Annotated in this window: 16 protein-coding genes; 9 read left to right on the top strand and 7 right to left on the bottom strand. The window is 66.4% G+C overall.

Annotated elements, in window-relative coordinates:
* The first annotated feature begins 105 nt into the window (after positions 1-105).
* The 6 genes from OJA40_RS08875 to OJA40_RS08850 all read left to right on the top strand — a co-directional run bounded on the left by OJA40_RS08875 (position 106) and on the right by OJA40_RS08850 (position 5,478).
* The gene (locus tag OJA40_RS08875; protein ID WP_263810375.1) at positions 106-1,017 is read left to right on the top strand and encodes an HAD family hydrolase; all 912 of its coding nucleotides are present in this window, start codon (positions 106-108) and stop codon (positions 1,015-1,017) included.
* 83 nt (positions 1,018-1,100) lie between these two features.
* Positions 1,101-1,664, top strand: coding sequence for a PKD domain-containing protein (locus OJA40_RS08870; RefSeq protein ID WP_263810374.1), 564 nt, complete (start codon positions 1,101-1,103; stop codon positions 1,662-1,664).
* Between the two features lie 408 nt (positions 1,665-2,072).
* Positions 2,073-2,654 carry a hypothetical protein gene (locus OJA40_RS08865; RefSeq protein ID WP_263810373.1) on the top strand — a complete coding sequence of 194 codons (582 nt, stop codon included), beginning with the start codon at positions 2,073-2,075 and terminating at the stop codon, positions 2,652-2,654.
* A 1,332-nt stretch (positions 2,655-3,986) separates the two neighbouring features.
* Positions 3,987-4,373, top strand: a complete 387-nt coding sequence (locus OJA40_RS08860; RefSeq protein WP_263810372.1) for a hypothetical protein — start codon at positions 3,987-3,989, stop codon at positions 4,371-4,373.
* Positions 4,374-4,534: 161 nt separating this feature from the next.
* Positions 4,535-4,744: a hypothetical protein gene (locus OJA40_RS08855; protein WP_263810371.1), complete on the top strand. Its 210-nt coding sequence runs from the start codon at positions 4,535-4,537 to the stop codon at positions 4,742-4,744.
* Positions 4,745-4,863: 119 nt separating this feature from the next.
* Positions 4,864-5,478, top strand: coding sequence for a hypothetical protein (locus OJA40_RS08850; protein WP_263810370.1), 615 nt, complete (start codon positions 4,864-4,866; stop codon positions 5,476-5,478).
* Between the two features lie 64 nt (positions 5,479-5,542).
* On the opposite strand, the gene OJA40_RS08845 is transcribed toward OJA40_RS08850, so the two are convergent.
* The 3 genes from OJA40_RS08845 to OJA40_RS08835 form a co-directional block, all read right to left on the bottom strand.
* Entirely contained in the window at positions 5,543-5,860 is a 318-nt protein-coding gene (locus OJA40_RS08845) for a hypothetical protein (RefSeq protein WP_013060680.1), read from the bottom strand.
* A gap of 488 nt (positions 5,861-6,348) precedes the next feature.
* Complete coding sequence (locus OJA40_RS08840) at positions 6,349-8,265, bottom strand: methyl-accepting chemotaxis protein (protein ID WP_263810368.1); 1,917 nt, start codon at positions 8,263-8,265, stop codon at positions 6,349-6,351.
* Positions 8,252-9,847 carry a methyl-accepting chemotaxis protein gene (locus OJA40_RS08835; protein ID WP_263810366.1) on the bottom strand — a complete coding sequence of 532 codons (1,596 nt, stop codon included), beginning with the start codon at positions 9,845-9,847 and terminating at the stop codon, positions 8,252-8,254. The genes OJA40_RS08840 and OJA40_RS08835 overlap by 14 nt, the downstream gene beginning before the upstream one ends.
* A 456-nt stretch (positions 9,848-10,303) precedes the next feature.
* Here OJA40_RS08835 and OJA40_RS08830 point away from each other — a divergent pair, with 456 nt between their 5' ends.
* Positions 10,304-10,936 carry a hypothetical protein gene (locus OJA40_RS08830; protein ID WP_118829851.1) on the top strand — a complete coding sequence of 211 codons (633 nt, stop codon included), beginning with the start codon at positions 10,304-10,306 and terminating at the stop codon, positions 10,934-10,936.
* 123 nt (positions 10,937-11,059) lie between these two features.
* Here the strand turns inward: OJA40_RS08830 and OJA40_RS08825 are convergent, their stop codons facing one another.
* The 3 genes from OJA40_RS08825 to OJA40_RS08815 form a co-directional block, all read right to left on the bottom strand.
* Positions 11,060-11,638 (bottom strand): TlpA family protein disulfide reductase, encoded by a 579-nt coding sequence (locus tag OJA40_RS08825; RefSeq protein WP_013060674.1) that lies wholly within the window; start codon positions 11,636-11,638, stop codon positions 11,060-11,062.
* A gap of 754 nt (positions 11,639-12,392) precedes the next feature.
* The gene (locus OJA40_RS08820) at positions 12,393-13,031 is read right to left on the bottom strand and encodes a hypothetical protein (RefSeq protein ID WP_263810364.1); all 639 of its coding nucleotides are present in this window, start codon (positions 13,029-13,031) and stop codon (positions 12,393-12,395) included.
* Between the two features lie 421 nt (positions 13,032-13,452).
* Complete coding sequence (locus tag OJA40_RS08815; protein ID WP_259129234.1) at positions 13,453-14,136, bottom strand: hypothetical protein; 684 nt, start codon at positions 14,134-14,136, stop codon at positions 13,453-13,455.
* A 522-nt stretch (positions 14,137-14,658) separates the two neighbouring features.
* Here OJA40_RS08815 and OJA40_RS08810 point away from each other — a divergent pair.
* Both OJA40_RS08810 and OJA40_RS08805 read left to right on the top strand, forming a co-directional pair.
* The gene (locus OJA40_RS08810; RefSeq protein WP_263810362.1) at positions 14,659-15,795 is read left to right on the top strand and encodes a hypothetical protein; all 1,137 of its coding nucleotides are present in this window, start codon (positions 14,659-14,661) and stop codon (positions 15,793-15,795) included.
* Positions 15,796-16,735: 940 nt separating this feature from the next.
* Positions 16,736-17,698: a homocysteine S-methyltransferase family protein gene (locus OJA40_RS08805; RefSeq protein ID WP_263810361.1), complete on the top strand. Its 963-nt coding sequence runs from the start codon at positions 16,736-16,738 to the stop codon at positions 17,696-17,698.
* 29 nt (positions 17,699-17,727) lie between these two features.
* Here OJA40_RS08805 and OJA40_RS08800 read toward each other — a convergent pair whose 3' ends face one another.
* Entirely contained in the window at positions 17,728-18,132 is a 405-nt protein-coding gene (locus OJA40_RS08800; protein ID WP_263810360.1) for a hypothetical protein, read from the bottom strand.
* Positions 18,133-18,311 lie beyond the last annotated feature (179 nt).

Genomic DNA, 18,311 nt, shown 5'->3' with positions numbered 1-18,311 from the left:
AACCTACCTGCGCCCCGTAGAGCGTGCTGCCCTGAAGGACACTTGGCCAAAGGCGGATTCGGCCAAAGCGAAGCCCCACTCAGACGTTTCCAATCGTGTCCCCCGATGCCGGTTTCCCCACACGCGCTGGTCCTGGACGCCGACAACACCCTCTGGGATACCAATGTGACCTTCAGGCGGGCACGAAGCGCCATGATTCAGGTCCTGCAGGGGGCGGACCCCCAACCCGGCCCGGGCCCGTCGTCTGGTGACGGGCCCCACGACGCCGCCCCCTCGCCCGCGGACCCGCCCGGCGAGGAGGCGCGTCCCGACGGGGAGAAGCGCCTCGAAACGACCGATGTCCTGTATCGCCTGAGCCAGCACCTCCCGTCCTCCGGGGGCGAAGGGCCGGACCTGGAGCAGTTGGCCCGGGCGGCGGCGTTCTACGTGTCGGGGCTTCGGGGCGGACCTGAGGCCGGCATCCAGACGTCTCGTCTTCGCTGGGCGTCCGAGCAGGTCCGGGCCGGCCGCCAGCCTCCAGGGTGCGACAGGAGCCGGGCGCGGAAGGCGGCCGAGGCGTTCCGGTCTGCGCTAAGCGCACCACCGCCCCTCCTGGACGGGGCCGCTTCCCTCCTCCGGGGCGTCCGGGCGTGGCGGACCGCCCGGCCCGACCGCCGCACGTCCGTCCTCTTTTCGGAGGGCGCGCCCGATCGCCTCGAGGTGGCGTTTGACGCCCACGGGATCGGAGGGGGCCAATATTTCGACGACATCGTGCTTCGGGAGAAGACGCCCGACACGTTTCGAGACGTGTGCCATGCCATCGGCAACGCGGTCGATCTCTCGGAGCCGCAGGCGGCTGAGGTCGTCGTGATCGGCGATTCGCTGCAGCGGGACATCCGGCCGGCAAACGCCACCGGCTGCACGACCCTGTACTGCCCGGGGGACCTGTGGGGCCGCGAAACGCCGGAGGCGGCGTCGGAGCAGCCGGACTACACCCTCGGCACGCTCGATGAGGCCCTGCGCATTCTGGATCTGTGACGGGTCGACGCAAAAGGGCCCCTCCCGTGACGCCCCACCGGCACAGGCCGCAACAAGCACGCTCACCCAGCCCCCTTCCGATGATGTCTGACCCACCTTCTGATCCTGAAGCCCCCACAGCCCCTGGCCGCGGGCGCCCCACCCTTCACATTGGGGGCGCCACGGTGCCCGAAGAGACGGTCGTCATCTCCGTCTCCGGCGGCACCATTCTCGAGTACGAGCTCTCCGACGAGGCGCAGGACCCGGCCCTCACGGATGGATCCCGCATCGAGGCCCGTTTCCCGAGCTACGGCACCTACAACGTAACGGCCTACGTCGATGACGGGAGCGGGACGGGGGAGTCGGTGGATGCCATCTTGAGCAAGCCCGTTTGCATCGCGCCGCGCCCTCACCTAAACATCAGTCCCAGCGGCACGGTGCCCACGGGGGCGCCCGTAACCTTCGACGCAGGGGCCTCGGCGGGGGATGCCACCGGATACGAATGGACAATCGACGGGCCCGAACCTGCACGCGGCACCGGCGAGACGCTTTCAGTGTCCTTCTCGGTGCCGGGGGATTACAGCGCAATTCTCAAGGTGGAGGGGAGAAACGGGGCCGCCGCGCGCACGCAGGCAGGGTTCACTGTAGCGGCCACCGTGTCGGCCTGAGCGGGGACAGAACCGGCCCAGCGTGCGCGCCGTCCGGGACGGCACCGGAAGACCGTCCCCAAGCGGCCCGACCTTGCTTTCTGGGATGAGGCGTGCCTCGTGAGACCGTGTCAGCCGCCCGGACCGGGGCCAAGCCCGCCTGGGGTTGCAGTACCAGGAAGGCGCAGGAGGGCAGTGCCCCTCCAGTCCGGCCCGGGAAACGGGGCAGGCCCCCTGGTGCCCCCCATCACCACAGAGGGTGCGCGTAGGAGGCCGGCTTCCGTGCCTCAAGAGCGGACATGTCCGCGTGGCACGGACCGATGTCCGGGCTTCCGGCCCCGAGCTGCGTATCTAAAGGGCCACATGCTCGACATCGCTCTCCCAACACCAGCAGACTCTCCCATGTCCATGTGCTGCTGTCCTGTCTCCATGTACCTCCCCAAAGCCCCCACGGAAGCCGGACGCCACCGAAAAGCCTACCTCGCCGCCTTCGCTTTTGCCGTTTTGCTGGCGGCGCCGGCACACTCGCAAAGCCGTCCCGCCCCGGATGCGTCTCGCGCCTCAGCCCCTCATGCCCCAGAAGCACCCGGGGCCGAGCCCCAGCGGAAAGACCCGCAGCGGGCCGTCTGGTACTCGGTCGGCGGGACGGTGCTGGGCGCGCCCCTCTTCGGCGCCGGGCTCCTGCTGGGCCCGGCCGCCGGCCACTTCTACGCCGACAACAACAGGAGGGCGTGGGTTGGCATCGGCATTCGGACTGGCGGCGCGCTCCTGCCGATACTCGCCACGGCGGGCCGCTCGGGATACGCGGGGCTGGGGGCCTTTCTCGTGACGGCCCCCATCGGAGGGGCCGTGATCCTCGTCAGCGCCATTTACGACATCGTCGTTGCCGACAATGCGGCCCGCCAGCACAACCGCGCCCACGGCCTGCGCGTCTCCGACGTCCGGGTGGCCCCCACCGCCGGTAGGCCCACGGGGAACCAGGTCGGGCTTACCGTGGAGGTGGGGCTGTGAAGCACAACAGCCCGCGCCGTGCCCATCTTGCGGCACGACGCAGGGTCGAGCCATGAGCCAGCCCGAGTGCCTTGCCCGTGCTCATCTCGGGCGGGATGGATCGGACCCGACGCGTGCTGCCACTTTGGGCCCGTCGCCTCGCTAGAGTCCCGGCACCGCGCCCGTATTTGACTACCGGCCTTCTTGCGCAGGAACGTGCGCTGGCAGCAACCTCCGGTGCTTTCTTTTTGGCCGGCGTTCCTTTCACTGATGCGAGCAGGGCCGGGCGAGGGAACGCCCCCGTCGACAAGGCCCCCTGTCAAGTACAGCGACCGGCGCGAACAGCGACTGGCGAGAACAGCGGCTGGCGGGGGCGGCCCCTGCAGCGCCGCAGGGGGGCAGTTCGTGTGCGGAGGGACGTGCCCCAATGAGACGAGCAGGGCGACCGGCAGGGCCTGCCGGAAAAGATTCTGCGCCCCGACCGCTCCGCGTCTGGGGCCGCCTGAAGTGCCCGATGGCGTACTCGGCTCCCTTTCACAGCCGTGCCAGGATGTTCATCGTGGGGGCGTTACCTACCCATAACCTCTCGGCGGCTGCGTTGAGGCTTGGTTACGTCGCCGCGCTTGATGGACCGAGGCGCAAAAGCTACCTAGTATGCATACCTTCCCGGCCCCCCACCAGGGGATCAAGGCAAGCGCCCGCCTCAGTAGCGAGCCCGTCGGCTCCGCTGGGGCGGGCGCTTTTCATTGGCACTTCCTTTACGCTTTAGGCGAGGACCCCTTAGTTAAAACCGCATATCAATCTGGCCATCGATTCTGCCAGCGCCTGGTCTCTCTGGTGGGGGGCCGGGCTTTTTTAGTGAACGGGCACTGTCGTGTGGGTCGGTGCAGGAAACGCGCTTTCCCGCCAAGAAAACACCTCGGTGGGGCGTGTGGCGGATGGGGGGGCACCGGCAGGAAACTCGCAGGCCAGCAGTGGCGAATCACAAAAAGGCGGGAGGGATTGACGCTCGCGGAGAATGCGTTGCGGGCCGACGCCGAGGAGAGAGGAGACCGCCCCACGTCTACGGCCGGATTGGCCGCCGTGCCGCTTGGTTGAGGACATGCGGATCAGCCCCCACTGGCGCCTGCCTCGAACCTGCAATCGGATGGGGCACAACGCTTGACGCTCCGTACAACATCGCCCAGCACGTCATGTAAAACGCGTGTTGGTGCTCTTCCGTTTGCCCTGGGTCCCGACCGCCGCTCGTCCGGGCCAGCGCAAGCGGTTGCGAATGCATTCTCGCCAGCGGCGTCCACGCCTGGCTTCGAAACAACAAGCTGATTTAGCACAGTTGCAGCCGATCAGAACGCCATGCCCGATTACATGCGCGGCTCCTGCGTTTCTCTTGCCATCGCGCTTCACGACATCACGCGGTGGCGGCTCGTCAAGATTGTCGACGAGCAGAATGCGCGCCGGCACACCGGTGGGCCAAGGGCCTCCGGCGGCCCGGCCCTGCACTGGACCGTCGAGCACCCCTCCGGACATCTTCTCGACTGGGAGGGCCTGCACGGGAAGGACGAAGTCGTCAGCGCCTACGCTCCTCGTGCCCAACCAGGCACGTCGGTCAGATGGAGGTACGCCATCCGCGAAGACGCGGTCGAAGAAAAGCGTCAAACGGGCGCCTGCACGGTCGAGGAGGCCAAGGAAGACGCCCATGCGCTCGCCGACGAATTCCTGCCGGCCGGAACGGCACCGTGAGCCGGGAATGAGCCTCCTGCGCTTCCCGCCCCCCTGGTGTCGCTTCGCGGACGCAAGGACGAATCCCGCCTCCGTGGGCGGGCCAGCAGCGTAGTGGCCGGCCGAACGCGCCGTTCGATCTCCGTGCTGAGGGCAGATCACTGACCAGCCCCCTATTCGCCATGTCCGGTCTGGGCTATCCCTTTGTCTTCGAGTGTGCCAGTTGCGAAAATGAGATCGTGATTGACCGGAAGACCGTTCGAGGTACATTCCGGTTCACGGAGCCAGACCTCGATTCCGTCGACACGGTCAACGCCGTCCTCTACCAGCGCGGATGGATCAGAACCGACCACCTGATTTTCTGCCTCGACTGTGTTGAGGACAAAGACTGACGCGGGACGGGATCGCCGTGCCACAGCGCAGAGACCGGTTCCGAACAAGTCCTCCACTTCAAAGGTCTTCTGCCTCAAAGGGAGCCTGCTGGGCCGCATAGCCTGAACCGCCCCGAGCCATGAGCCAGCTTGAATATCTGGTTGCCCTCGTCTCCATCATTGTCGGCCTCGGCCTGACGGACCTGGCCCAGAGCGTTCGAGAGCTGATCCGCCCGGGCTACGCCGTGAAGTGGGATGGGCTCCCTCTCGCCTGGTCGGCGTTCGTGTTCCTCTTCACGATTTTGCTTTGGTGGAACGGGTTCAGCGTGCTGGAAAGCGCAAGCAGTGCAGGCGAGGCCGGGCCGCGCTTCCTGTCGTACCTGCTGTTTTTCTTTCTCCTGTACCTGTGCTGCGCATTCGCGCTTCCGGACCCCGATTGGGAGACGTCCGTCGCCGGTTCAGGGGACGGTTCCGAGCCGGCGGTCGACCTGGAAGCCTTCTACTTTTCAGCGGGACACAGACGGTGGTTTTTCGGGCTCTTGACCGGGCTGTTCGTGGCACTGGGGGTGGACAACCAGATCTCCTTCGCGTGGGGAAGCATGCAGGACCGTCTGGTGTCGGCCCTGGCGATCGGGGGGCTGGCCACGGCCTCGGCGGTGCCGATGGTCACGGACCAGCGCTGGGCGCACTGGACAGCGGTAGCGATGACACTCGGCCTGGTCGGGTGGCGGGCGGCCCGACGCATTCTGTTCTGAGCGGCCGCGGGCAACGGGTCTTCCCCACGCCAACACGTCCCGGTGGCCCGGCCGGAGCGGGTCCTCAAATTCGCTCGAAGCCTCCGTCCTGCACTTCATAGGCCGCCCCGTCCACCACAAGCACGTCTCCGATCGAGGAGCGGCGCACGCTGTCGCGGTAGAGTTTCACCACGGCGCCCGAATCGGTCGTCGACGGCTTGTGTCGCATCAGACGAAAGGTTCGCCTCAGCGCGTCGCGGCGATCGGGCGCCTCCACCTCGACGGTCGCCGAGCGCTCATACTCGTGCTGGCGGTCGCTCCAGGCCACGTCGGGCCGCTCCTCAAAGACGTTGTATCCGGTGCCGGTTGGGGAGTGCTGGCGGTGGTAGACCTCAACGGTCATGGTCTGAGCAGGGACGCGTCCAATGAAACTGGGAGGTCAGGGTGACTGCCGTCGGCGGGACCGCCGTTGGGAGGTCCCGGCCACCAGCCGCCGGAAACAGAGACGGCCCTGGTTCAACACGACCACAGAGCGCATCCGTCCCCGGCACGTGCACGTGGGCCGGTGGGTCTTCCGAAGGTCGGCGGGCGCTCGTGCAGAGGCTTTCTCGCGGCAGTCAGGCCACTTCAGAGAGACACACCGAAGAGGCACTAGCTCTCACCGATTGGTCGGGGGCACCGTTTCCGGACGAGGCAGTCGAGGGGCGGGGCAGCGTCTCCTGTCCGGTGGACAGTTACGTGGAGACAGGTCTACTCAACCCGGACGGGGGAGGCCGTCGGCTGCGGTGAAATGGACGTCCCAAACGCCCCCGTCTCGGGAGGCGCCCGGTGCCTTTCGCGGCTGCACGATTCATGAGGACAACGCCGACGGCCGACTCGACCCGTCTATCTCTAGGCAGCCTGCGCACCGTCCCCGAGCGGCCGTCCCCCCGACACCGCTCCGGTTCGGCCCGACCCCGCCGGGCCAGCCGTCTCGCCCCTCTCCGCCTCTCCTGGACCCCTGCCCTCTTCATCGACGGTGAACCGCTGGAGGCGCCGTTTCAGCTTCCCGGTGACGCTCTCCAGCTCACCAGCGACGTCGGAGACCTGAGTGACCCCTGCCGCCGACTGCTGGGCCGCCGTCGAGATCGACTGCACGCTCTGGGCGATCTCCTCGCTGGTGGTAGACTGCTCTTCGGAGGCCGCCGCGATCTCGTCGGCTTTCTGCTCAACCCGCTCGATGGAAGAGACGATCTCGCCGAGGGTCTCGCTCGCCTTCTCGGACAGGTCAATTCCGTCTTTGGCGTTCGAACTGCTTCGCCGCGCCGCCTCCACGGCTTCGTCGATTTCCGACTGCACCTCCCCGATGATACTAGAGATCTCGGAGGTGGCCTGGTCGGTCTCGTCTGCGAGCTCCCGCACCTCCTCGGCAACCACGGCAAACCCCTGTCCGGTCTCGGCACCGGACTCGTCCCCGCCGGCCCGCGCCGCTTCGATGGCTGCGTTTAGGGCCAATAGGTTTGTCTGGCCGGCGATCTCGTCAATCGTCTCGACCACCGTGCTGATCTGCTCGCTGGAGTCCTGGAGGCGGCCAATGGTTTCGGCCGTGTCCTGCACATCGGCCGCAATCTCTTTGATCTTCGCGGTGGCCTCCGAGACCACTTCCTGCCCGTTTCGGGCCTGGCGGCTGCCCTCGCCGGCCGCCTCGGCGACCGACTGAACGCTTTTGGCGTTCTCCCCGATCGTCTGGTTGAGCTCCTCGACGGCCGCGGCGACCTCCTCAGACTGGGCGGACTGCTCCTCCGCGCTGGCGGCCATCTGGTCGGACGACGAACTGATTTGATCCGCCGTGGAGGCGGTTTGTCGGGTTGCCTCCTTCACGTCACTGAGGATCTGTTGGACGCTGCCGACCGCTTGATTGAACCCGTCGAAGAGGTCGCCAATCTCGTCGTCCCGGTCGGTACGGACCCGCACGCTCAAGTCCCCATCAGCAAACCGGTTCATGGCTTTAAGCATCTGTCCCGCGTGCTCCGACAGGGCGTCCTTCTGTGCCTGGAGTTCTTGTGTTGCTTCTTCGACCCGTTCTTCAACAGAGTCCTTCTGGCGTTTAAGCCGCTCGGCCATTTCTTCGGTCTCTTGCTTCTGGGCCTTGGCCTCTTCGGTGGCGGACTTCGCCTCTTTCATCGCCCGCACCTGCCTGCTTTTGAAAACCTGAGCGACGGCGAAGATGACGAAGACGAGTCCTACGTATGAAGTGGCCCTGGCTTCACTCGTCATCACTTCGGCTATCCCTGCCGGAAACGAGACGGCTCCTGTGGCCTGTAGCACGTAAATCAGAATCACCTCGAGGGCGGTAATTCCGGCCAGTAATCCCGCAAACCACTTCTCCGTCAGAAGAAGTGCCATGAGTGGAGCGACGATAAACCAAGGCGTCGTGATTGACGAAAGCCCCCCGTCCAGCATCACAAGCAGGGAGATCAGCACCAGCATTATGGTAGGCGTGAGCTTTGCCCCCATAGACGGCGGGGCTCCACTTTTTACCGCTATCGGCACGAGCGAAAGTACTGCCGCACTTCCCCAGAGAACCGCGATCCCTGAGTAGAACTCCCACCTGAAGTACATCGCCGAGTATGAGATCGCAGCCGCCACGATGATGGATGTCATCGTGACCGTCAGGTACCCCAAGTCCCGTTTGGAGGAGCCTTCAGGGAGCGAGTCGGGAAGAAAAAAGTTGACAAGCGTGGCCATTCTGCTGTCTGTGCCTTTGGGGTTGAAGCCTGGAAGTTCTGGGGGCGCTTTTGTCCGTTTCTGAAGCCTACCGCTTCTCATTCCGCGCCCCATCTCCCTGCTGATGCGGGACGGGGCCGGACGCGGGACTGGGGCTCGACGGCCCCTGCCTTGTCTCTCGTTCGATCTCGAACGCCCGGACCCGCTGCTGCAGCGTGCTGGTGACTTCCCGGAGGCGCTCTGAAACATCTGACACGTCCGTGACGCCCTCAGCCGACTGCTGGGCCGCCGTCGAGATCGACTGTACGCTCCGGGCGATCTCCTCGCTCGTGGTGGACTGCTCTTCGGAGGCCGCCGCGATCTCGTCGGCTTTTGCCTCGACCGCTTCGATGGACCGCACGATCTCTTCCAGCCTGCCGCTGGCCCTCCGGGCCAGATCGATGCCGTCCTCCGCATTGCTCCGCGAGCGCCGGGCCGACTCGACGGCCTCTTTGATTTCGGACTGCACCTCCCCGATGATCTCGCCAATCTCAGAGGTCGCCTGGTCGGTGTCCTCCGCTAGCTCTCGGACCTCCTCGGCAACCACACCAAACCCTTGCCCGGTGCCCTCGCCCTCCCCCCCTGCTCGCGCAGCCTCAATCGCCGCGTTCAGGGCAAGGAGATTCGTCTGCCCTGCGATGTCGTCGATCGTCTCCACCACCTGACTGATCTCTTCACTAGAGGCCTGCAGCCGCTCAATCCGATCGGCGGTCTCTTGAACCTCTTCCGCAATCTCCTCCATCTTCGCGGTGGCCTCCAAAACCACATCTTGCCCGTCCTGGGCCTGCTGGCTGCCGTCGCTGGCCGAATCGGCGACGGACTGAACGCTCCGGGCATTCTCCCCGATCGTCTGGTTGAGCTCCTCAACGGCCGCGGCCACCTCCTCGGCCTGGGCGGATTGCTCCTCCGCGCTGGCGGCCATCTGGTCGGAGGAACTGCTGATTTCCTCCGCCGCTGAGGCGACAGACTTTATCGCCCTGCGGACCTCTCCCATCGCCTGGCCCATCGTCTCTGCCGCCTCGTTGAAGCCCTCAAACAGGCGGCCGATTGCTCCACCCTGCCCCTCGGGAAGTCGGGGCGTCAGGTCTCCCTCAGCTAGGCGGTCGGTCGCCTTCAGCATCGTGTCGACGCCGTCCTGAAGACGCTCTTTCCGCTCGGCTGCCTTCTGCTCGGCCTCCCGGGCCTGCTCGGCCTCTTTTTCGGCTCGCCTCTGGGCGGCATTCGCCTCTTCTATTGAATCTCCCAGGTCCCTCGCCACCCCCTCGAAGGTTTCGAAGATGACCCCGATTCTGTCAAGCCGCTCGTAGTCGAAGGATATGTCGTGAGTCCTACCCTCGATCTCGATAACCTTCTCGTTCATCTTCCGGAGCAGCCAGTACATCTCGGCGTAGACCATGAATCCAGTCACGGCCACACCGCCCCCGGCGACGACAAAGGAAAGGTGGGCGTTCTCGATCAGATACGCGGCGGCGAACGGGAACCCGATCACCGAACAGAGCGGCCCTGCCAGAAGGACCCTAAGCCCAAAACGGCGACGTAGAAAATCCGGGGTTGCCGTTTCCAGTGCCGTGGCGAGCGCCCCAATACTGTACAATGCTTTGGAGACCACCCCTTCTTTGCCCCTGGACGCTGTGGTACTGCTCATGACGTTGGGAGACAAGACATGTGACCTGAAGACTAGGGTTTGACCTCTGCTTCACGTTATCGGCCTCAAAGGTTTAGGCCTTAAGTCAGTCTTGTCGCCTGCCGCAGGAGCGCGGGAGCACTGCCCCCTGCAGGCAGTCCGGCGGCCCACGTCCAGGTGGCCAGTCGAGGCCGCCGACGGCTGGCGGGACCTGCGCCGTCCCCCGCATTGCTTGGTGAAGTCGGTTCTGTCGGGCCCACGCTTTCAAGCAGGAGGGGACCCGCCGGTCCGGTGTTGCGGCGGTATTGAAGGCCTCGGGGTCAACGTCGGCGCGCCCCTCGCAACTGAGCGGACACGTCCCCCGGACCGAGCGGACAAGTCCCCGTTCTCCGGACCCGTGTCCGGTTTTTCCGCCCGGGCGGGTCCGATCATGGGAGCGCATGTTCTCAACACCGGTCCACACGCAACCAACGACCGATGCGCTACGTCCATTCGATCTGCCTTTGCCTTCTTCTCGTTGCCGCGTTCCTGTCGGGACAGGCCGCCCAGGGCCAGTCCGTCCGGGCCCGCCCCATCCACGGCCCTCTCATCCACGGCCAGCCGACCGGCCCCACTGATCGGGACACGGCCTCCCGACCGGCAGCACATCCCCAACCGGAGCCCCATCGCCCCCCTCAGAAGGCCGCCGCCACCTCGCCGAAACGCCCCGGGCGGGCCGTGGCCCTGTCGCTCGGGGGCACCCTGCTCCTTGCGCCCGCCTACGGGGCCGGGCTTTTCGTCGGGCCGGCCTTCGGCCACTTCTACGCGGAGAACCACTCGCAGGCGTGGGTCGGGATCGGAATCCGTACCGGAACGGCCCTGGTGGCGATCAGCGCGGCCGAATCGGCGCAGAATCAGCAGGGCGTCAGTGAGGCGCCGACTTTCGATGGCCTGGAATGGCTCCTCATTGGGGCAGCCGCCGTACTTGGCAGCGGCATCTACGACACCGCCACGGCAGGAACGGCGGCCCGAGAATACAACAGGACGCACGGCCTTCGGGCTCGCGTCACGCCAACCGCCGGCGGCCCTCGGGGGGAGCAGGTGGGCCTCTCGGTAACGCTCCAGTTCTGACGACGGGCGCTTCGGGGTCGGGCCGAGCGGGATCCGGGGCGAGGCGGCGGGCCTCCGAGCGGGGGGGAGGGCCCGGGAGCACGATCGAGGGGCGTTCGGGGCGGCGACCTGACAGGTGCCCGCTCAACGCCCGAGACGTTCGCTCAACATCTCGAGGAGGTCGGCCGACTCTCCAGCTGCTATGTCGGCAACCTTTCCCTTCGGCCCGATGAGGGTCATGTTGGGAAGCCCTCGCATTTGCATCGAGGCCGACTCGGTCGGCATCCGGGCGAACTTGTCTCCAAATTCGCCCATGAGGCCCCCGCTCGCATGTGCGTGCCGCCCCGGCATCTCGCGCTTCTCCAAAAACGCCGTCGCCTTGGGCCGAGACCGGTCGAACGAGACGTTCAGGATGGCGAGCCGTTCCGGCGAGTAGCGCCGCCGCGCCTCCCGGAGAGCGGGGAGTTTTTCAATGCAGGGCGCGCACCATGTGGCCCAGAGGTTGAGCAGCACGTACCGGCCCTCGAAATCGGAGGGCGTGATGGCGCGCCCCGAGTCTCGGAGCGCCTCGATCTCGAAGCCGGGCACCTGCTTCCCAATCTCGGCGGGCCCGGGTTGTGCCCGTGCCGCCCCCGCCGACAGGCCCAGTAGCGACGCGGCCGACACGGCGAGGACGAGAACCCGCGCTTTCAAGTAGCAGTGGGGCACCGATGGGTTGGGCATGCTATCAAAAGACGCTCCGAAAGAAGACCTGCGAGGAAGGGGGGGCGACCCTCCCGAACGGGTTCGGGGCCATGACCAGACGGGACGAATCGTTCCATTTAGGTCTCGGGCGCGGCCCCCGTTTCGTCCCCTTCCGGCGCCCCATCCAGGCTGCGCCCGATGACTGTCGTTTCAGGGCCCTTCGAACAAAGGCCCAGAGGGGCATGGCCGTCACGCTGCCGCTCTGGAGCGGCCCGCTTTCTTTTCGCACCGCACGACCCGGCGGCGCCGCGCCCTGGGCGTCCGGCGGCGGCGACGCATGACGGCGCGGTTCAGGTTGCCCCGCCCCGTGTTCGTCGATGCGGACTGGACGTTCGTCGACGCACCGAGGCCGTTCGTCGATCAGGGGGCAACCGGACCTGTGCCGGAGTATACAGGGGACTGCGATGCCGAACAGGGGATCGCGATGTCGGGGCTCGTTTCCCAGACGGCGCGCGTCCCGGACGGCGTTGCACGATCGCACTCTGCTCATTGCGCTCGTTCACGCAACCGTGCGCTGCTTCTCCGTCTCGTTCCCGCGGCGGCCCGTCGCAATTCTCGCCTTCGGACTTCTGGCCGGCCTGCTCGGCGCCAAAACGAGCTTTGCACAGCCGCGTCCAGGGGGCCGCGTTCTCCCTGCCGACTTCGTTCAACACCGCATTTACGTCACCGCCGTGACGACGGAGGGCGATTCGCTCCGCATGCTGACCGACAGGGGCCGCGCCAGAGCCTCTGCTCAAAGAAGGATGTCCCTGACCGCTTGCGCACCAACCAGCCCCCCCAACACCGTCACCACGACCCAGTGTGCCCACCGGCGGTCTGTCAGAATGGGAATCGCCGTGATCGCGCACAGCCCCACAACTGGCAGGGCCGACCGCAGGCGCTGGGCCGGACCGCCCGATTCGAACGTGAGCTGATCCGCAACCATGAGCGCCACCCAGAACCCGATCAGGAGCCCGAAAAACCACCTCCGGTGCCCAGTCGAGAAGTAGAAGGCCTCCAGGTCTACCCCGCGTTCGGCGGGGCCTGTTGGGTTGGTCGCCCCTGCCGGCCCGGAGCCGACGGAAGCCCTCTCCCAATCCGGGTCCGGAAGCGCAAACGCGCAGCAGAGGTACAGGATGAGGAAATACAGCAAGAACGACAGGAAGAAGGGACCCGCCCCGCCCCCGATGTCCGGCTCCTTCAGGGCAGCGAATCCCTGCCACCAGAGGAGGATGGTCATGAGAAACACAAACACCGACCAGGCGAGGGGGAGCCCGTCCCACTTCACGGTGTAGCCCGGGCGGATCAATTCCCGGACGCTCTGGGCCAGGTCCGTCAGCCCGAGCCCAACGATGATCGAGATGAGGGCGACGAGATACTCAAGTTGGCTCATGGCGGACTCGAATTGGCTGTCAGCGCAGTGGATCGCCCCTGAATCGAAGGCCCAACACGCACGGCCCGCCGGGTGGAGACGCGCACGCCTCCACGAGTGCCTCTCTGTGAGAGACAGTTTTGATTCGAATGATACAGGGTGTACGTGCAAGCCGTGACGGGTCGTTTTGCAAAAGATCAGACCAGTTCACTCGTTCCAGTGCCCGAGTTGATGCACGTATTGCCGCTGAGGCACACGGCCACACGAGCAAGGAGATTGTTGCGGCCGGAAGGCCCGTGGGCCTGGCCCGAGGCCTCACGCCCGGACGTCCATCCCCCTCCTCGATCTACTTTTGCTTTGGAACGGAGTTGGGGGCCGGCCCTGCTCCCCCAAAGGGCCCGCGCCAGGAGGGCCCGCAAAAGATTGCGGAATCACGCCCCCCTCAGAAGCTCCCGAAACGAAGCGAGAGCTGGCCGTACGGGGCGCTGAGGTCGCCGTCCGATACGGCCGCCTTCTCGAGGGCGGCGCCTGAGACGAGACGGTATCCCCCGCTGAGCCCGATTCGAAAGAAGCGGGTCACGTTGAGCTCGGCGCGGGCCCCCACCTCCGCGGCAAACACCGCGGACCGCTCGACGCTGTCGTCCGAGACCGACGGGCCGGCCCGGAAGCCTTGATCGCCGACGAGCTCCACATTTCCCCCGCCGACGACGAGCGTGCCGCCGTAGTGGAGGAGATTGGACGAGGCGCCGATGTATTCGAGAAGCAGGCCCGCGTATCCCAGCTGCACCTGCGCCGACTCGGGGGCGCTCGACGAGCGGCCCTGCAACGTGACGTCCGGGCGCGGGGCGATGCCGCGCAGGGCGCCCCCAACCACAAAGCGCCGGTTGAGCACCCAGCCGCCCTGCCCACCGACCATGGCGGCTGTCTCGCCGTTCAGGGTCGTCAGAGCGACCGTCGGGGCGCCGTAGCCCCCGCTGGACTGGACGCTTCCAAAGAGCGTTTCGTCACGGGGGGCTCCGTTTTCCTGGGCGAGAGCAGGAGCGATGCCGCATGTCGACGCAACGGCGGCCAGCAGAAAGAGGCACAGAAGCGAGCGCGACCAGACGGACGAGAAGAAGCGGAGCATTGGCGAGATGTGTGAGGTTTTGCGCAGAACGTGCATGGCCCAAGCGGCTTGGCACCGGTCGGTTGTTACACCCTCTTCCTTGAAACCGAGGGATGCAACGGAATTTCAACGAGAGAAGGGGGCGCGTTGAGCGGAAGCGGCTCGTTCACGCCCGCGGCGATCGCCATTCAATGTGCCATCCGATGTTCGGCGGGGCGACCTGGGGACGGCGGTCGTTATGAGCAGCTGAGCTGGGGACCAGTGCCCTGGCCTTCGCCGCCAGGCCGTGCGGGAAGGGCCCGGCTGCCGGTTCCCCCACACGAGGGACGGCCTCCCGCCCACGCGAGGCAGGTCGTGGGCCTCTTCTCTGCCCCATTCTGGGGCCCCTTCCGTGTCGATGTCTTCCCCCCGGTTCGGTCTGGCCCCAGCAGGGCCGCGGGCACTCAGCACTTCACCGGGGAGGAGAACGCCGGCCGCCACGCCTCGTGTCAGTTGGGCGGCCCGCAGGCGGGCATCAAGACGCAAAAGCCCCTGAACGACGACATGATACGAGACGAAGACATTCTCCTCCGCAATCCGTCGGTGGAGGCCCACCGCGTCACAGGCGGTGCCGTCCTGCACGACTTGGGGCGGGACCAGGTCTTTGCGGTAACCGCCCTCGCACGAGAGGTCTGGGAGCACTGTGACGGCAACACGCCCCTCCAAAAGATCGACCGGAGGGTCAGTGATCGTGCCGACATCCCCTCGCCCACGTCCCCCGACGGTCTACGACAAGTCGTTTCTCATTTGAGCGACCAGGACCTCCTGTTCGTCCATCGCCCTGATCCGACCGCCGACGGCGGCACGGCGGTGAGCCGCGGCGACCAGGCCGATGGACCGGGGGCAACGACGCTGAACGTTGTGTTTGGGAGCCACCAGGTGAAAGTGAAGACCACCACGCCGAGATTCGAGCGAGCCGTGCGCCGCCTGTTCCACGGCCTGATCGGCAGGGAGACGGGCGCCGAGACCGTCGACGTGCTTACCGCGGAGGAGGCGGGCGACGGGGTCTCCGTCCGGTCCCCGCAGGCACGGGGCGGCGAGGCACGCCCGCTCACAGCCGCAGTGCAGCACCTGAAGCGCACGGTTCTACTCCGGTTCATGGAAGCGCGCCGGGACCTGATCTGGCTTCACGCCGGGGCGGCAGCCCGAAACGGAACCGCCGTCCTGGTGGCCGGGCCATCCGGCGGTGGAAAAAGCACGACGATTGCGGACCTCTGTCGCTCCGGATGGACGCACGTGTCCGACGACCTCACGCCGTACGACCCCGACACGGGCCGGGTCGTCCCCCTTCCAGTGACGATCGCGTACCGCCAGCCCGGCGAGAACCAGTCCCTGGAGGAAGGGCCGTCCGGGCTTCCAAAGACGCACGTGGACCTGGAGGCCGGCCGTCTTCAAAACGCGCCCGTCCGGCCGGAGGCCGTTTTCTTTCCGGCTTTCGAGGCGGACCGCCCGGCGGGGGTCGAAGAGCAAGCCGCCCCCGAAGCCGCGGTATCACTCGTAGAAAGCTGCCAAAACGCAAGCCGCCACCGGGGAGAGGCGGTGCGGGAACTGTCTCGGCTGGCCGGCCGAGTCTCCTCCTTTCGGCTGCGCCACGACGGGCAGACCGACATTGGCGGGCTGTTGGCGCCCGTGCTGGGGTGATCAAAATACGTATCGGGATATGGACTTCAGGAAGACCGTCAGAAAGAACAATTATCTTTTCCGAAGGTCTTAAGTAGTACCATGTGGCTCTTGCCGCATCCCCCACCCCCGAAGCCACCCATTCGACGCCATGCCCCGCGGACGCGACGCCCCCGAACGCCCTGAAAACACGAACGAGAAGCCCGACCAATCCCCGCCCGCCCACGAAAACGAGAGCGAAGGGCCGTCAATGTCAAGGCGGGACATGCTCAAGAAGAGTGCCTACGCCGCGCCGGCAATCATGACCATCGGCAGCGTGCCGAGATTTGCTGAAGGCGCGCCTTCTTCCTCATGCAATCCTCCTAAAAGAGGACCCGAATGCCACGGTCCTCCAGAAGAAACGCCAGGAGAAGGCAATCCGGGGGATGGAGGACCTCCAGCGGACCCAGGACAAGTCAAGAGACACGCAAGCGGTCAACACACGGACAATCAGTACACGGATGATCAGTACGTAGACGGAGAATACGCGGACGAGAAATACGGAAACTAAAAGACAGGGATTGCGAAGACGCCGGTCCTCTGAAGGAGCGCCTGTCTTTCCGCATCCACTGCAAGTACCTTTCCTTGGAAAACACCAGTGCCCGGGAATTCAGGAATCCATCTCCGGACTTCTGAAGCGTAATTCCACGCCCTGCAGCACAGCGGGGATAAACGACATTGGACCTGCAGGCCAGCCTTCGCCTGCTCCAAGGCAAATCGCAACAAGCGCCCTGGGGGCAAGACACAGATAGGCTCCACGGTGGAAATCGCGCCGGAGCGACCGCCCTTCGTGGGGCCGCCCGAGGTTCGATCAACCGAACGATGCGGTGGCCTCAGGGACCGCGACCCCTCCGAACGCGCCTGCCCGGACGGCCTTTTCCCGACCGGGTGACCAATCTTTCGATACGGACCGTCTCTCGTCATGCGCGATCTTTCGACGCGACTCTCCGGCGGCCCCGTGCTGCTCGACGGCGGCCTGGGCCAGGAGCTCATCCGCCGGGGCATGCCAAGCACAGAGCCGTCACTCTGGTCCGCCAATGCCCTGACCGAAGCCCCCGACCTGGTGCAGGAGGTGCACGAAGAGTACCTGCGTGCAGGCGCAGACGTGATCACCACCAACACCTACGCCACGCCCCCGGAGCGCCTCTCGGAGGCTGGACTAGACGGGCGGGCGGAGGCGCTCAACCGAGAGGCGGGCCGCCTGGCGGAGCGCGCACGGGCGGCGGTCGGCCGCGACGCCCTCATTGCGGGATCGCTGCCCCCGATTCGGGGGAGTTACCGGCCCGACCTGGTGGGCGAGGCGGGCGAGATCGAACCCCAGTACCGCGAGCAGGCCGGCTACCTGGCCCCCCACGTCGACCTCTTCCTCTGTGAGACCATGTCGACCCCGGGCGAGGCCCGGGCGGCGGCCCGAGGGGCCGCGTCGACCGGCCTTCCGGTGCTGGTCTCGTACACAATTGCAGACCCGTCGTCGCCGGAGGACGCCGAGCCGCGCCTTCGCAACGGCGAGTCCCTTGAGGAGGCGGTCGAGGCGCTGTCGGGGCTTCCGGTGGCGGGCGTGCTGCTGAACTGCTCCCATCCCGAAAGCATCTCGGCGGCCGTGCCGGTCCTCCGCCAGCTGACCGACCGGGCAGTCGGCGCTTACGCCAACGCGTTCACCCACATTCCGGACGGCTTCGACGAGCGCGCGGACGCGCTGGACTCGGATGCCGGGCCCGACCGGCGCGAGGACTTTGCTCCCGAGGCCTACGGCAGGCACGTCGAAGACTGGCTGAGCGCCGGTGCCGACATCGTCGGCGGGTGCTGCGAGGTGAGGCCGGGGCACATCGCCCACCTGCGCACCACGGCCGATGGCGCAGCGGATGCGCGCCGGGCGGCGGAGTAAAGGGCTTGGCTCGGCGAGGTGGACCCCCTCTAATCTGAGGCCCCTCCAAGCCGAATCTCCTTCAGGCGGGGGCCCGGCCCCACACTGTCGGTCTCGGTGGGGCCCCGACCGGCCCCCAGGGGCCGGGCGCTCTCAGTGGAGGGCAACGGCCGGGCCGGGGCGAGGGTCTCCCGCTCCGGCTCTTGCCCGTCCGGCTCCTTCGGGGGGGACATGCACACGCTCTGGTAGAGGAACAGGACAAGCAGGCCCAGCGCGGCTCCCCGCACGGCGTAGGTGAGCCCAGCGTCGATCCTGCCTGAGCCGGACGTGACGTCTGATCCGGACGTGGGGCTTTTCCATCCGATGAGCCCGCCGATCGCCGCTCCGCCGGCCGGAAGCCACCCTCCGCCCGGAGGAGCGAACACCCAGGCCAGGACCCCAATCAGAAAGAGCATCAGGGCCGCGCCCCCTATTCTTGAGGCCCAAGACCAGGCGCGCCGAAGGGTTGTCTCCTGCTCGTTCATGCAAGCGTGGATTTATAGTATTGAGTGAGCGCGAGAGAGCAGTAAAACTCCTGGATTTATGGAGCTGTCGCTCCTTGGGAGATATGAACCTGTCGGTTCGGGGACTCTCT

The sequence above is a fragment of the Salinibacter pepae genome (genome assembly GCF_947077775.1).
Lineage (GTDB): Bacteria > Bacteroidota > Rhodothermia > Rhodothermales > Salinibacteraceae > Salinibacter > Salinibacter pepae.
The sequence above is the reverse complement of the archived record's forward strand: the minus strand, read 5'-3'. Positions and strand labels throughout refer to the sequence as shown.